The sequence below is a fragment of the Selenomonas ruminantium AC2024 genome (assembly GCF_000687995.1).
Lineage (GTDB): Bacteria > Bacillota > Negativicutes > Selenomonadales > Selenomonadaceae > Selenomonas_A > Selenomonas_A ruminantium_B.
Genome location: NZ_JIAC01000001.1, coordinates 1,432,821 through 1,448,310 on the forward strand (window position 1 = coordinate 1,432,821; position 15,490 = coordinate 1,448,310).

The window sequence follows — 15,490 nt, forward strand, 5'->3', positions numbered from 1 at the left end:
ATGTTAGAATCAATCGGAAAAGTTATAGCAACAGAGAAAGTTCCCACAACCATTGATACCTTTTGTTTTTGGACTCAACCAGAAATGATATTGCATCCATTTGATGTAGTTAAAGTTGACCACCTAAATAATAGTACGACATTTGGTGTAATTGAAGAAATATCTCATATTACGGATTCCGCAAGTTTCCTGTCTAGCTTTATATCAAATGATTTTGGTGATGCTGAAATCGAAGATACAACCTTTAGAATTGGTATGAATTGTGTAAAGGCAAAAGTTGTAGGAAATACAAAACATATTGATTCCCCAGTATTAAGTAATACTAAGGTATACCTAGCCACAAGAGAAGAAGTAGAAAAGGCATTAGGATTAGATAACATAAAGAATCCTGTGTGCTGTGGTTTCCTCGAAATGTATGAAGATGCAGGAGAAAAGATAACTTTACCTGTTAATATCAATTCTGATTTTTTAATTGGTCCAGAGGGCGCACATCTTAATATATCTGGTATTTCTGGTTTAGCAGCTAAGACTTCTTATGCCATGTTTTTATTAAAATCTATACAGGATAAGTATATTAAAAAGGCAGAAGAACAGGAAGAAAGCGAATATGATGATGGCGTTGCTTTTGTAGTTTTCAATGTTAAGGGGAAGGACTTACTCGCTATCGATGAAATAAACGATTTTGAGAATAATGAAGATATAAGAAAAAATGTATTAAAAGAGTATGAAGATTTGGGATTGACTACTAAACCATTTCAGAATGTAACATATCTATATCCTGCCTCTAACAATAACACTAAAAATAGCTATGTAGATAAAGACCAGTTTAGTAGACAGAAATCTAAGAAAAAAGCCTTTGAATATAAATTTGATTATGAAAAAGATAAACAGAATCTTGATTTAATGTTTGCAAATATTGATGACCCGAATCAAACAATGGATGCGATTATAAATTATATAGTTAGTGGTCAAGGTAAATTTAATAATATAGTTGAATGGAATCGCTTTATTGAAGTTGTTGAGGACATGGGAAAGGCAGGAAATACAAGCAAGGATAAAGAGATTCCTGTAATGAGTTGGCGCAAATTTGCTCGTATGATAAAGAAGTCTATATCTCATAACTGCCTATTTGGTACTGTTCACGAAGATGATAGTGAAGTGCGTATAGCTGATAAAATTCAAAAAATCAAAGCAAATGATGTATACGTTGTAGATATGGCAAAACTTGACTCCAATATGCAAGCGTTTGTTTTCGGTAATACAGTTCGTGAAATAATGGATTATCAGTTGGGAGAGAAAACTGAGGTATTTGAGGATGGCAGAAAACCTCCATCTAGAATTGTTATCTTTATTGACGAGTTAAATAAATATGCTTCTACGGAAACACCTAAAAACTCTCCTATAATCCGTCAGATTTTAGATATTGCAGAGCGTGGGCGTTCTTTAGGCGTAGTTTTATTTGGTGCAGAACAGTTTATGAGTGCGATTCATACAAGGGTTACAGGTAACTGTGCAGCATTTGCTTATGGGCGTACTAATGCTATTGAGGTATCTAAAACAAACTACAAATATATCCCGAAAGTGTATCAGAGCATGATGACGAGGTTGAAACCGGGTGAATATATAGTCCAGAGCTTTAGCTTTAATTCATTGTTGCATATAAAGTTTCCCTTACCGATTTACAGACAATTTAAGTAACAGGATGTGTGAGTATGGCAAAGATAGGAAAAAATGCGCTTGAACATTTAACACAAGCCATGTATGATGATTCTCGTATTGTATATAGAGAGTATATTCAGAACTCTTCTGACCAGATTGATATTGCAAGAAAGAATAATTCTTTTCCAGATGAAGAATTACATATTATTATTGAACTAGACAAAAAACATAGAAATATATTCATAGAAGATAATGCGAATGGTATTCCTGCTAATGAAATAGAGAAACGACTGGCTAATGTAGCAGATTCCGATAAAATTCAAGGTGAATCAAAGGGATTTAGAGGAATTGGTCGTTTAGGCGGCGTAGGATATTGTAAAGAGTTGCGCTTCGTGACATCATATTATGGTGAGTCTGTCCAGACAACAATGATTTGGAATGCAACAGAACTTAGAGCTATCATAAGTGACACTAATAATCATGATACTGCAGAGCAAGTGTTAGATGATATTATTTCTTATGAAGAGACTCCGTGCGACAAAGATAAGCATTTCTTTAGAGTAGAGATGCTAGGTGTTAATGACGAGAATGATAGGTTGCTAGATGAGGAAGATGTAATTCAGTACATATCTGAAGTAGCACCTGTCGATTATATTGATTCTTTTTGGTTAAAGCCAGACATAGAAAGATTTGTAAAGGAACATTCAGAGGAAATACCTCCTATAAATACATATAAAACCTTTATTCGATATGATGAGGGCGATTTAATAGAAATAAGGAAAAATTATACTAATCATATCTATAAGGTGAACAATGGACATAAAACCCAAGTTGATACATTGAGTGATATTCATGCTGATATTATCAGAGATGATAAGGGACATCCTATTGCATGGATATGGTATGCTATTTCTTCGTTTAAGGCGCAAATAAATGAATTAGGCAATCCGATGAGAGGGTTAAGGCTACGCCAATTTAATATCCTTATTGGTAATAGAGATACTCTATCAGAAAGTCCTAAGTTTTTTAAGGAACGCCGTGGGAATGGTTATTTTATTGGTGAAGTGCATACAATAGCTAATAAAAATCTTCGCCCTAATGCACGAAGGGACTATTTCAATGAGAGCAATGAGGTTAAAGACCTTGAATATGCTTTACAAAAATATATTTCTGACAATTTGGATTGGCTATATAAAGATGGTAGTACAATTAATAGTGGATACGACAAACTTGAAAAATATAGCGAGTTGCAGAAAACGATAAATGAAAAGAAGAAAAAAGGATTTTCTTCATCAACAGAAGAAACTAAACTAAAAAAAGAGTTGGTAGTAGCCAAAGAAAAAGCAGAAAAGGCGATTAAGGATATTAGTCGCATAGAGAACAAGTCTAAGAAATCTGCTACTTCGGCATTATCGAAGTTAGTTAAGGCTGTTACTGGTGAACGTAAAATAGATATAGAAAAAGCTAAAGAGAAACTGGAAAAAGGCACTCCTATTATTGAAGAACCAGAAACTAAAGATGATAAAGAAAAGCCGAAAAACCAACATAAACCATTAGATAAAACGAAAAAGAAACCTAAATTGTTAGTAGACCAACTAAGTACCTTGAATAAAAGCGAAAGAAAAATAGTTTCTAGAATATATGATGTTATCCATAAAAACATGGTTTTTGACGAAGCAGATTCGTTGATACAAAAGATTCAGGAGGAATTGAAGAAAAATAATGCCTCGTAAAGTATTACTTATAGAACCTAACTATAAAAATAAATATCCCCCCATGAGTTTAATGAAATTGGCAACGTATCATCGCAGATTAGGTGATGAAGTTACTTTTTACAAAGGAACTGATGTTGACTTTGCTATCAATGAAACAATGAAGCTGACTATATCAACACTTTACAATAATGATAAGAGTGTTAATTGGAACGCACATTGGGATGATATAGCTTTATATCTAAGAAAAGGTAGCCGAGAGTTATTAGAATCATTGTATGAGTTATCATTCTCCCCGTTGGTAAAAAAGACATTAGAATCCTATCGTAAATATTACTATAATAAGAAGTATTTAGAAAATCCTCAATGGGATAGAGTATGTATTACAACACTTTTTACATTTTACTGGGGAAAAACTGTAGATGCCATAAATTATTACAAACAATTCTGTAAAGACCCAGAGGAAGTTTATGTTGGTGGTATATCTGCATCCGTAATGCCACATGAAATGGAACAAGAAACAGGAATTAAACCGATTGTTGGCTTGTTAGATAAGGGCGGTGAGTTAGACAATAATGATATTATTATTGATAAACTACCGTTGGATTATTCTATTTTAGAAGAAATTGATTACAAGTATCCAGAGCATGATGGTTATTATGGGTATATGACTAGAGGATGCGTTAATAAATGCGCTTTTTGTGTAGTACCTAAATTAGAACCGACCTATCAAACCCATATTTCTATCAAAGATAAAATCAATGAAACTAGAGAAAGATTTGGTGAGAAAAGAAATTTATTATTGTTGGATAATAACGTTTTAGCATCGACTGACTTTGATAATATCATTGAAGAAATAAAAGAATCTGGATTTACTAAAGAGAATAATTATGTTGCTCCAGATTATTATGATGTAGCAATGAAAAATATTCGTGATGGCTATAATATACCTGCCTATATTAAGAGTTTGAGAAAACAATACGACTTATTGTTAAAGAAAACCACGAATATTGATGAAAAAAAAGAAATCATAGATATTCTAAGTGAGAATGAACTAGATGACATTCATACTATGACAGTAGAGAATATATTAGCTGTAGATGATTTCTTTGCTCCGAAATTTGAAAAGATATATAAAAACAAGCCGAAAGCAAGATATGTAGACTTTAATCAAGGAATTGATTCACGCCTTATTAATGAGAAAAACATAAAGAAACTGGCAGAAATTCCAATTCGCCCTCTCCGTATTGCATTCGACCATTGGAAATTAAGAGATGTTTATGAGAAATCGGTTAGATTAGCTGCCGAAAATGGAATTACGCATTTATCAAATTATCTTTTGTATAACTTTCAAGATAAGCCTATTGAGCTGTATTATCGTATGAAAAAGAATGTAGACCTTTGTGATGAACTGGGAATTAGCATATATTCCTTTCCTATGAAATACCATCCGATTCAAGACCCTAAGTATTTTAGAGATAGAACATATTTAGGTGAACATTGGAATAGAAAATTTATTCGTTCTGTTCAAGCTATATTGAATTCTACAAAGGGGAAGATAGGGAAGGGAAAATCTTTCTTTGAGGAAGCGTTCGGCAAGGACGAAGCGGGTTTTAAGGAACGCATGTATATGCCAGAAGCAATGATAATATATAGATTATATTATAAGAGTAATGGATTAGAACCAGAGTGGTGGGAAGAATTTAAGAGAGTATCTAGTATATCTTCAGAAAAAAAACTACTACTGGAAGAAATTATAGGCGCAAATGACTTTAGTAACATAGAGCATTTAACATCAGATTATGATGTTTTGAAAGTTTTACGATATTATACTATAACTCGCGATGATTTTGAATCAAGGAATAACTAGAAGTATCATTGTATAGTGAGAAAATCAAATAATTTTTTTTGTAAGTTTAAGATTCAAGGTGATAAAAATGCCAATAAGCAGAATAAATTTAGATGATTTTGTAATATTTAAGCATGCCGAGGTAACTTCAAGTTTGGGAATAAACATATTTGTGGGTAAGAATGGTGTTGGTAAGACACAATTAATGAAAGCCGTTTATGCCAATATTGTTAGTATGAACGATAATAAAATTCCTGTTATAGAATATTTTAAGCGTGGAGGGAATAGTGTTCTTTTGCAAACGAACAAAGGTAAAGAGAAGTCAACTGTGCATTTAGAATTTGTAAAGGACGACAAGGAAATTAAGGCCGTGTTTATCCCTGTTAAGGATATGCTGACTCATGCTAAAGGCTTGCTTTCCATGGAAGAAAAGTATCGGGAATTTCCGTTTGACAGGACATTAACTGATATTATTCGTCTGGCTAATCAATGGACATTGAAAGAACCGCCGCAGCTCGCTTTGAGTATTCTGCCTAAGTTGGAAGAAATCATGGATGGGACTGTTGAAATTGAAAATGATGAGTTTTTTATAAGGAAACATGACGGAACTCTTGTGAATTTCGCAGTTGAAGCAGAAGGGCTGAAGAAAATTGGTCTGTTTTGGCAGTTGTTGATGAATGAAAATATTACAGAGAATAGTATCCTGTTATGGGATGAGCCGGAAGCAAATCTAAACCCGGAATATTTGCCAGTGGTAGTGGAGTGCTTGCTGGAACTTGCGCGTCATAATGTGCAGATTTTTGTCAGCACCCATAATTATCTCTTTGCTAAGTATTTTGATGTGCGCAGAAAACAAGCCGACAATGTTATGTACCATTCTTTATATAGAGAGAATGAGGATGTGCATTGTGAGACAAAGGAATATTTTGCCGATTTACACCATAATGCTATTATGGATGCTTATAATAAACTTTTGGATGAAGTTTATGGTTTGCAGGTAGGTGATTGAAGTGTCAAAGGTATTTGTTGACGAAAATCATTCCTGCAGAATAGATTTTTCCAAGGCTTTATGGGCTACTGACCAGTTAAATTCGATTTTTCATCAGGCAAAACTGAGTATTTTGCATGATGTTGATTTTGTTGCTGAAATAGAAGATACTATTTTGTTGGTAGAGTATAAGAATGCCAATTTGCCTAATGCAGCCAATCCGGCAGCTTTTAAGCCCACAGAAGATAAAAAAATAAATAATGTGGCGCGTAAATATTACGATAGCTTGCTGTTTTTACAGGCGCTTCAACGTGGTGTACATAAAAAGAAGAAATATATTTATGTCCTCGAATGTGCAAAAGGGGATGGTTTCTTGCGGCGCAGAGTTCGTGAACTGGTGGCTGCAAGACTTCCGTTTCTCCTGCAGCAGCAGACCGCAGTAGCAGAATGCTTGATAGATTCAGTAGAGGTACTTAGTGTTGCCGAGTGGAATGCGCAGTATACACAGTTTCCTATGATGCTAATATAAGAGATGGTGCAGAAGGCAGATCGATGTTGGTCTGTCTTCTTTTATTGACGATATGATAGAATGATGATAGAATATCCTTAAAGAAGGTGATAGCATGATAGAAAACAGCAACACGGAATTTAAGCGTGAGTATACGGATAGTATCCGCAAGGCGGTGGTTGCTTTTGCTAATACGGACGGCGGCTGTATTTATGTCGGAATTGAGGATGATGGTACAGTCGTAGGCGTGGCAGATGTAGATGATGTACAGAAGCGTGTTATAAGTTTATGCCGTGATGGAATACAACCGGATGTGATGATGTTTCTATCATGTGATAGAACGGTGATAGAAGATAAGGACGTTATTCGTCTGCAGGTTCAGCGGGGGACGGATTGTCCTTACTACCTGAAGGGCAAAGGAATTCGTCCAGAAGGTGTGTATGTACGGCGTGGACCGGTTAGTTTACCGGCAGCGGAGTCACAGATTCGGAAGATGATTCGTGAAGCCGGAGATTTTCATTATGAGCAGGAGCGCTCATTGGAACAGGAATTGACTTTTAAGGAGACAGAACGTTTCTTGCAGGAAGCTGGTGTGCCCTTTGGTGAGGCAGAGCGTCGTACCCTGCGTATTGTCAGCAAGGATGGCTTGTATACGAATTTGGGGCTGCTCTTATCCGATCAGTGTCAGCATACGGTGAAGGTGGCGATTTTTTCCGGAAAGAAACAGGTGGTTTTCCGTGACCGACGGGAATTTTCTGGTTCGTTGTTATTACAAGTCAATCAGGTAATTGAATATCTGGACTTCCATAATGCCCTGCATTCAGAGATTCGGGGCATGAAGCGTTTGGACAGCCGGGATTATCCGGTGGAATCTTTACGTGAAGCGATATTCAATGCGTTTGTGCATCGTGATTATGGGTTCAGTGGCAGCATTCTGGTGAGCGTTTATGAGGATAGGATTGAAATTTTGTCTTTAGGAGGACTCGCAGAAGGCGTGACTTATAACGATATGATGTTGGGCGTATCCATTCCACGCAATCCAAAACTAGCAGAAATATTTTATCGCCTGCACTATGTTGAGGCATTTGGTACAGGTGTGCGGCGTATTCTGACCGATTATGCGGAATGTGAGGAAAAACCACAGTTTTTGGTGTCGGATAATGCTGTTAAGGTGATTTTGCCGAATCTTCATGCTGAGTGGGATCATCCTGTAATCGCTGAGGATGTTGTACAAGATGAACGGCAGGAGTATACAACTGAAATAGCGGCTGATGAAGGCGTTTATCAGTTGATAGCCGCAGGTTTGGACAGTCGCAAGAAGTTGCAGTCAGAATTAGGTTTTTCCCTGACTAAAACGGTGAATATTTTGCGGAAACTGTTGGATGAAGGCAGAATTCAACGAGTGGGCAATGGCAAGAATACACGCTATCGGTGCAAATGATATTAGAATTGCATTAGATTCCACGCTCAAAGTGGCATTTTAGGTGGAAATATGATAGTATATTTTAGTAATATAAGAAAACTGGCGGAGTTCCGCCATACAGATAGGGGATAATCATTTTGCTTACACCAATGGACATACACAACAAGGATTTCAAGCGCAGCTTCCGCGGTTATAACGAGGATGAGATTGACGATTTCCTTGATAAAGTAGTAAACGATTATGAAAAGCTCTTCCGGGAAAATGACCGTCTGAAGGAAGATTTGGCCCGGGCGCAGAAGGATAATGAGCAGTATCATCAGTTGGAACAGAATCTGAAGGATACGCTGCTCGTGGCCCAGAAGACGGCGGAGGAAGTAACCAGCAACGCCCGGAAGAACGCCGAGGAAACCCGCGAAAACACCGCTAAGGAATGTCAGAACAAGATTCAGGAAGCGGAAATGAATGCGGCCAAAATCATCGAAGATGCCAAGGCCAAAGCACAGGTGATTGTAGCGGAGTACGACCGCCTGGTACGCGAAAAGAATAACTTCCTGCGTAAGGTCAAGATTACCATGGAATCGGAACTGGCCATCATCAACGAAACCCTTTCCGAGCTGCCTGACCCAGAGAAGGAAGAGCGCGAAAAGAAGGCTATGGGCACGCAGGCAGAGGCTCTGCAGAAGGCATTGTCCGAGCATCAGGCTGTTCCCTATGAGGCCAAGGAACTCGGCGAGGAAGAGTCTGACGAGGAGAAGCAGGAGGACTAAGGTACATTGGCAGGGGGATTGTTTTTTGTACTGCTGGTGTTAGACCAGTTGGTAAAAGGCTTAGTCACGCTAACGATGACGCCGGGAGAGAGTGTTCCCGTCATCAAAAATTTCTTTCATATCACCTATGTCCTGAATCCCGGGGCGGCTTTCGGCATACTGCCCCATCAAAGCTGGTTCTTTATTCTGGCCGGCGCAGCAATGATTGCGGTGTTTTGTTTTTATTACCCTAAGCTGAAACAGCATTGTGCTTACTTTCATTATGGCTGCGTGGCATTGCTGTCCGGGGCGGTCAGCAATCTGATTGACCGGGTGCGCAGCGGGCTGGTCATTGACTTTTTTGACTTCCGGGTATGGCCGGTGTTCAACATTGCGGATATTGCCATTGTGCTGGGGGTTATCAGCATGATTTATGCCATTCTCTACAAGGAAAAGGAAACGGATGAATAATATGGAACCTATGGTATTTAAGGCAGAGGTAAAGGGACAGCGTCTGGATGTGTTCGTGGTGGAACACTGTCCGGAGCTTTCTCGTTCCCATGTGCAAAAACTCATTGAACAGGGAATGGTGCTGGTGGATGGTGCTCAGCGCAAGGCCAATTATAAATTGCGGGGCACGGAGGAAGTGCAGGTGTCGGTTCCCGAGGCGGAGCCCATCACCGCTGCGCCCGAGGATATTCCGCTGGACATTCTCTATGAGGATAAGGACATCATTGTGGTGAACAAGGCTCGGGGCATGGTCGTGCATCCGGCTTCGGGGGTATACAGCGGCACGTTGGTCAACGCGCTGCTTCATCATTGCCAGGATTTATCCGGCATCAATGGGGAAATCCGTCCCGGCATTGTCCATCGTCTGGATAAGGACACTTCCGGTGTCATGGTCTGTGCGAAAAATGACACGGCCCATTTGGACTTGGCTGAGCAGATTCGCACAAAGACGGCGCACCGCACCTATTGGGCCATTGTTCACGGCAACATCAAGGAAGAAGCGGGCATTATCAAGGGCGATATTGGCCGTCATCCCACCGACCGCAAGAAGATGGCTATTGTGCGGGAAAATGGCAAGCCTGCGGTAACGCATTTCAAGGTGCTCGAGCGGTTCGGCGAATATACTTTGGTGGAGTGCAAGCTGGAAACGGGGCGTACCCATCAGATTCGCGTTCATATGACCAGTATTGGTCATCCTTTGGTCAATGACCCCAAGTATGGGCCGAAGAAGTCTTCGCCCTTTGCCATTCAGGGACAGGCCCTGCATTCTTTGCAGCTGACGCTGACTCATCCCGTGACCAAAGAGGAAATGACTTTTACGGCACCTGTGCCCAGTGATATGGAAAAGATTTTGACCGGCCTGCGCAACAAGCGCATGAAGGCGCAGCAATAACAGGAGGCGAGGAAGATGGAATTTACCGATAAGACCGTCCTGATGGATAGCGAAGGCATCCGCCGGGCGCTGACCCGTATCTCCCATGAGATTGTGGAGAAGAACAAGGGCGTGGAAAATATCGTTCTGGTGGGCATTCGTACCCGGGGCGTTCCCATTGCGGAGCGTCTAGCGGCTAATATCGAGAAAATCGAAGGGCAAAAGCCGCCGGTGGGCGTGCTGGACATCACCCTTTATCGGGATGACTTGTCAACACTGGCCTATCAGCCCATTGTACGGCCTACGGAACTGCCGGTGGACATCACAGGCAAGACCGTAGTGCTCGTGGATGATGTGCTCTACACGGGGCGTACCATCCGTGCGGCTTTGGATGCGATTATCGACAACGGCCGTCCCAAGACCATTCAGCTTGCGGTGCTCATTGACCGCGGCCATCGGGAACTGCCCATCCGCGCCGACTTCGTGGGCAAGAACGTACCCACATCTTCCAAAGAAGCCATCAGCGTGCAGCTGCAGTCTACGGATGAAGCCGAGCAGGTCATGCTAAGAGAAATAAAGGAATAAGAAAAATCCCTGACATGTCAATTGACGGGTCAGGGATTTTTCTTATGCTTTTTTCGGTTCCGGCAGCAGGAAGGTGGCGGCGGCGCAGCAGATGGAGATGGCGAGGATGACCAGCATCACTGCGGCAATGCCGTAGCTGTCAGCGTACCAGCCGAGGGAGGGCACGATGATGCCGCCAAGGCTGAAGGAGAGGCCCAGAGTTACGCCGGAAGCAAAGCCGAGGCTCTTAGCCAGATAGCTTTGACCAAGCACCACAAAGGCGGCGTAGGGGCCCTGCATGGCAAAGCTCATGGGAATCAGCATGGCATAGACGGCCCAGATGTTCTGGGTAAAGACGATGACGGCAAGACAGGGCACCAACAGGCAGGCACCATAGCGCATGGTGCGGACATAGCCCTTGCGGTCAGCGAGCAAGCCGCCGACCAAGGTAGCCAGCACACCGGCAATGGAGATGATGGAAAGCGTTGCACTGCCCACGGCATGGCTGGCGCCGAGCACCTGAATGCAGAACAGGGGCAGGAAGCTGCTGATGGCCGTAAAGAGGGTGGAGCGGAAGACGATGACGAGGAAGAGCCGGGAGAAGGCCCGCCAATCGTTTTCGCGTGGAATGGGATTGTCTGTCGCTTTTTTGGTCACGGCGGCTAATTGCCGAGCGGATTCCCGACGGATGGCCGGTGCAGCCAGAGCAATCATGGCGGCGGTGAACAGGGAGGCGATGGCGTAAAAGGCTGTGCCTTTCATGCCGAAGGTGGTGACGAGAAAGACGGCCAGAAGCGGGCCGAGGCCGAATCCGCCGTTGCCGCCAACGCTGAAGATGCTCATGCCCTGTCCCTTTTTCTTTCCGGCAATGGCGTTGACGTTGCGGGCGGCTTCCGGATGGAAGATGGAACTGCCGATACCCATGAGGGTGACGGCGGCAAAGATGCTCCAATAGTTGGTGACAAAACCTGTAACGCCTAGGGAAAGGCCTGCCATCAGCACGCCTAAGACCATAAACCACTGGCGGGAACCCTTGTCCGCCAGCCAACCGAACAGGGGCTGGATGATGGAGGACAGGAAGGAGGAGGCGAACATCAGCCCCGCAATGGAGGTGTAGTCCATGCCGTATTCGCTGACGAAGAAGGGCAATAGTGCCGGCAGGGAACCCGAGTTGATATCAACACTGAGGTGTCCGGCTGACAGCATATAGAGATATTTTTTATTCATGGTGGGAATGCTCCTTTGGAATCGATAATTTATATTGTAACAAGTTTTATCGTGACAAGCAATTTTTGATTTTACAAGGTTACGTTTGGCGGCCCATTTCATTTTGAACAATAGCTTATGTTATGTTATAATGTACTTTGTTAATTTATGAATTGTAGAGGTTCCGGTTGTATGGATAATGTATATTCGCTGGTCGAACATTTTTATGAAGAAAATAATGCTGCCGGGCAGATTGTGCCACAGGAGACTGTGGAGGCATATTTGCGCCGCAATGCCTGGCATGGAGCTGATGATGATGAGCTCAAGCGCATTTGGAGCATTATTTCCCTGCTCATCAATTATGTTGACCAGCTGAATCTCTATTCGTTTGTCTCGCTGACGGTGTACGATTATCAGGAACTCATTTATCGTTACGCCAACGACCGGGCGGATTTTATGTTGGCGGAGGCGGATATCATTAAGTTCTTCGCGGCAGCGGATAAATTCTATGAATATCTTCAGCGCACCTGTAAGACTGACGATTACCGGCAGGGCTTGCAGGCGGCCAAGGATTCCCTTTATGAAGGCGGCTATTTCTTCCTGCCGGACAGGCGGGATGGTGACGAGTTCTACAGTTCTCTGGAGCATATGGAGGAAGTGCCTGCGGAAACCATGCAGCGCCTCAACAAGATGCTCGATGAACTTTTGCACCGGATTGATGATTATTATAAACAGCCTTCTTTCCGCCGTGATATGGACCGGGCGGTCGTGATGTATGCCGGGCCGGAGTATGATGGACAGGAGGCCTTGCCGGAAGAGGAACGGCGTAATTTTTGGTTCGGCTTCTGGGATTTTTTCCTGTTCGATTATCATCTCATTGGCTCGGATGCTATTCCCCTGCGCCATTATTATGAGCACGAGCGGGACAAGCTCTCGACCTCGGAGCAGGATATCTTGCGGGATTTACTGCGTTCTCGGTTCACCGTGTTTCGCATTGAAGCGGTGGCTGAGGACTTTGTCAGCTGCCGTAACTTCTTCACGGGCGAGAATTTTGAACTGCCGGTGCCGGAATTGGCGCTGGGCAATTATAACAACTGCATTCTCTATGGACATATTCATTCCCATGGGGTGATGCTGCTCAATTACATCACGACATTGACGGCTAGCCGCAAGCTGCAGCAGCGGATGCGGGATGTGATTTTACGGCAGTATGAGCTGTTCAAGTTTCAGAGCCCGCAGGCGGAGCTGAAGGATTTCTTTGCCCGTCATGCAGGTGTGGTACGTCATACCTTGCAGATTTTAGCCGGTTATGCACAGCTCAACGTGCTCAAGAGCCGTCATGTGATGCAGCCTCTGCCGGATAATCCCGAGGTGGCAGACAATTTCAAGGCGGACATTGATTTACTGCGGCGAGTGGCCAAGCATGTGGGCTTCAGCAAGTTTGAAATTGGACTGCTGGTCAAATTCTTTACGGATTATATGACGGTGGCGGCTTTGGATAAGACCGACGATATTCTGATTACGGCGCTGCTGTTGAAGTTTGCGCAGATAAATGGCGTGGACTTGTCCGGCCAGTCGGAGATTTACGAGCTCTTGGGCATCGACAGCGAATCGGTCTGGGCTGCGATGAAGCGGATTTTTGAGACATTGGATTGCGGGATGTTTGACCCCCGCTATTTGACGGAAGAGGCCTTTATCAAGAGTCTTTATTATGGATAAAACGAGGTGAGAGTCATGGAACAGGATGAAAGCAAAGTCCGGGTGATGTCCCCAAATGAAAGCGATAATTATGACGGTGTAACGATTGAAGAGGGCGGCGAGAGCCAGTCCCGTCAGTCTGCCGGCGGTTTTCATCACCGTGCGGGAAATTTTGGTCAGGTCTTTACGGTGCGCACCTTTAGCTGGCGGGAACTGCTGCTCGGCCCCGGAGGCTGGCAGCGGCTTTTGATGCTGGTGGGCGCGGTGGCTGTGCTGGGCTTCCTGTTCTTCGTGGCTCTGCCGGTAATCGTGGTGTTGTTGGGCGTGGGCGTGGCGATATGGCTCGTGCTGCGTCTCTTTTTAGGCAGATAAGGAGGGGTTGGCATGGATTTTCTTGGCATTGCAGATGAGGAATTCATTCGTCAGGATGTGCCCATGACGAAACAGGAAATCCGGATTTTGAGCCTGGTGAAGGCACAGATTGCTCCGGATGCGGTGGTTTATGATATCGGTGCAGGTACCGGCTCCATTTCCATTGAGGCGGCAAGGCTGGCACCGCAGGGGCAGGTTTATGCCATTGAGCGCAGCAGTGAGGGGATTGGCCTCATCCGCGCCAATGTAGCCAATTTTGCGGTGAAAAACGTGACGGTGATTCAGGCCGAAGCTCCCGAAGGACTGGCTGACCTGCCCGAGGCAGATGCGATTCTGATTGGCGGCAGCGGCGGCAATCTGCAGGAAATTTTGACAGAAGTAACGCCAAAGCTCAAGGCATCCGGCCGTCTGGTGCTCAACTGCATCACGGTGCAGACGTTGATGCAGTGCATTGAGTTCATGCGGGAGCATTCGGATACGTACATCTACGAGGCCATTCAGGTGCAGGTAACGCGCTTGCAGCAGGTGGGAACATACGATATGGCCAAAGCCAACAATCCGATTTACATTGTCACCTGTTGGAAAAAGTAAAGAAACTTGAATTTTTGTGAGAGAAGGAATAAGGATGGTACATATTGTGGGAGCAGGCCCGGGTGACCCGGAACTGATTACGGTCAAAGGGGCCAATTACCTGAAAGAAGCAGATGTGGTTATTTACGCCGGGTCATTGGTGAATCCGAAGTTGTTGGAATACTGCCGCGAGGATGCGCAGATTCATAACTCCGCTTCCATGACGCTGGATGAAGTGGTGGCAACCATTGAACAGGCGGAAAAAGAGGGCAAGATGACGGTGCGCCTCCACACAGGCGACCCCTCCGTTTATGGTGCCATTCAGGAACAGATGGATGCCTTCCGCAAGAAGAACATCGAGTTTGACATTGTGCCGGGGGTAAGCTCCTGCTTTGCCACGGCGGCAGCCCTGCAGCAGGAATACACCCTGCCGGGCATCAGCCAGACGGTCATCATCACGCGCAACGAGGGCCGTACGCCGGTGCCGGACAAGGAAAAGCTCCGCAGTCTGGCCCAGCATCAGTCCACCATGTGCATTTACCTGTCCATCACGATGCTCGACAAGGTGGTGGAAGAACTCATGGCGGGCGGTTATCCGGCAGATACCCCCATTGCTATCGTGCAGCGGGCTTCTTGGCCCGAGCAGAAAATCGTGCGGGGCACTCTTGAAACCATTGTCAAGGACATTGAGGGCAAGGATATCGACCGCACGGCCATGATTGTGGTGAGCCATTGCCTCGGAGCGGATTACGATTTGTCCCGTCTTTATGCGCCGGAGTTCTCCCATATGTTCCGAAAGGCTGTGAAAGAATGA

At 43.9% G+C, this 15,490-nt stretch carries 15 protein-coding genes; 14 read left to right on the forward strand and 1 reads right to left on the reverse strand.

Going from position 1 to position 15,490, the window contains the following annotated elements:
- The 10 genes from P157_RS0106755 (at position 1) to pyrR (ending at position 10,851) form a co-directional block, all read left to right on the forward strand.
- The gene (locus tag P157_RS0106755) at positions 1 to 1,698 is read left to right on the forward strand and encodes an ATP-binding protein (protein WP_026760317.1); all 1,698 of its coding nucleotides are present in this window, start codon (positions 1 to 3) and stop codon (positions 1,696 to 1,698) included.
- Positions 1,699 to 1,712: 14 nt separating this feature from the next.
- Positions 1,713 to 3,392 (forward strand): ATP-binding protein, encoded by a 1,680-nt coding sequence (locus tag P157_RS0106760; RefSeq protein ID WP_026760318.1) that lies wholly within the window; start codon positions 1,713 to 1,715, stop codon positions 3,390 to 3,392.
- Positions 3,393 to 3,444: 52 nt separating this feature from the next.
- Entirely contained in the window at positions 3,445 to 5,241 is a 1,797-nt protein-coding gene (locus tag P157_RS14050; RefSeq protein ID WP_230578499.1) for a hypothetical protein, read from the forward strand.
- Positions 5,242 to 5,308: 67 nt separating this feature from the next.
- Positions 5,309 to 6,229 carry an AAA family ATPase gene (locus tag P157_RS0106770; protein WP_026760319.1) on the forward strand — a complete coding sequence of 307 codons (921 nt, stop codon included), beginning with the start codon at positions 5,309 to 5,311 and terminating at the stop codon, positions 6,227 to 6,229.
- A 1-nt stretch (position 6,230) separates the two neighbouring features.
- Positions 6,231 to 6,737 (forward strand): hypothetical protein, encoded by a 507-nt coding sequence (locus P157_RS0106775; protein ID WP_051598531.1) that lies wholly within the window; start codon positions 6,231 to 6,233, stop codon positions 6,735 to 6,737.
- A 94-nt stretch (positions 6,738 to 6,831) separates the two neighbouring features.
- Positions 6,832 to 8,157, forward strand: coding sequence for an RNA-binding domain-containing protein (locus tag P157_RS0106780; RefSeq protein WP_026760321.1), 1,326 nt, complete (start codon positions 6,832 to 6,834; stop codon positions 8,155 to 8,157).
- A gap of 119 nt (positions 8,158 to 8,276) precedes the next feature.
- The gene (locus tag P157_RS14055) at positions 8,277 to 8,906 is read left to right on the forward strand and encodes a DivIVA domain-containing protein (protein WP_037354443.1); all 630 of its coding nucleotides are present in this window, start codon (positions 8,277 to 8,279) and stop codon (positions 8,904 to 8,906) included.
- A gap of 6 nt (positions 8,907 to 8,912) precedes the next feature.
- Positions 8,913 to 9,356, forward strand: coding sequence for a signal peptidase II (lspA, locus tag P157_RS0106790; RefSeq protein ID WP_026760322.1), 444 nt, complete (start codon positions 8,913 to 8,915; stop codon positions 9,354 to 9,356).
- Positions 9,349 to 10,287, forward strand: a complete 939-nt coding sequence (locus P157_RS0106795) for an RluA family pseudouridine synthase (RefSeq protein WP_026760323.1) — start codon at positions 9,349 to 9,351, stop codon at positions 10,285 to 10,287. The genes lspA and P157_RS0106795 overlap by 8 nt, the downstream gene beginning before the upstream one ends.
- A 15-nt stretch (positions 10,288 to 10,302) precedes the next feature.
- Complete coding sequence (pyrR, locus tag P157_RS0106800; RefSeq protein ID WP_037354445.1) at positions 10,303 to 10,851, forward strand: bifunctional pyr operon transcriptional regulator/uracil phosphoribosyltransferase PyrR; 549 nt, start codon at positions 10,303 to 10,305, stop codon at positions 10,849 to 10,851.
- Between the two features lie 42 nt (positions 10,852 to 10,893).
- On the opposite strand, the gene P157_RS0106805 is transcribed toward pyrR, so the two are convergent.
- Positions 10,894 to 12,057 carry an MFS transporter gene (locus P157_RS0106805; RefSeq protein WP_026760325.1) on the reverse strand — a complete coding sequence of 388 codons (1,164 nt, stop codon included), beginning with the start codon at positions 12,055 to 12,057 and terminating at the stop codon, positions 10,894 to 10,896.
- Between the two features lie 171 nt (positions 12,058 to 12,228).
- Here P157_RS0106805 and P157_RS0106810 point away from each other — a divergent pair, with 171 nt between their 5' ends.
- The 4 genes from P157_RS0106810 to cobM are packed head-to-tail and all read left to right on the forward strand — an operon-like array spanning position 12,229 to position 15,490.
- Positions 12,229 to 13,755 carry a hypothetical protein gene (locus P157_RS0106810; protein ID WP_026760326.1) on the forward strand — a complete coding sequence of 509 codons (1,527 nt, stop codon included), beginning with the start codon at positions 12,229 to 12,231 and terminating at the stop codon, positions 13,753 to 13,755.
- A gap of 15 nt (positions 13,756 to 13,770) precedes the next feature.
- Positions 13,771 to 14,106: a hypothetical protein gene (locus P157_RS0106815; protein ID WP_026760327.1), complete on the forward strand. Its 336-nt coding sequence runs from the start codon at positions 13,771 to 13,773 to the stop codon at positions 14,104 to 14,106.
- A gap of 12 nt (positions 14,107 to 14,118) precedes the next feature.
- Positions 14,119 to 14,697 (forward strand): precorrin-6Y C5,15-methyltransferase (decarboxylating) subunit CbiT, encoded by a 579-nt coding sequence (gene cbiT / locus P157_RS0106820; RefSeq protein WP_026760328.1) that lies wholly within the window; start codon positions 14,119 to 14,121, stop codon positions 14,695 to 14,697.
- A gap of 34 nt (positions 14,698 to 14,731) precedes the next feature.
- A complete protein-coding gene (gene cobM / locus P157_RS0106825) occupies positions 14,732 to 15,490 on the forward strand; it encodes a precorrin-4 C(11)-methyltransferase (protein WP_026760329.1) in 759 nt (252 codons plus the stop codon).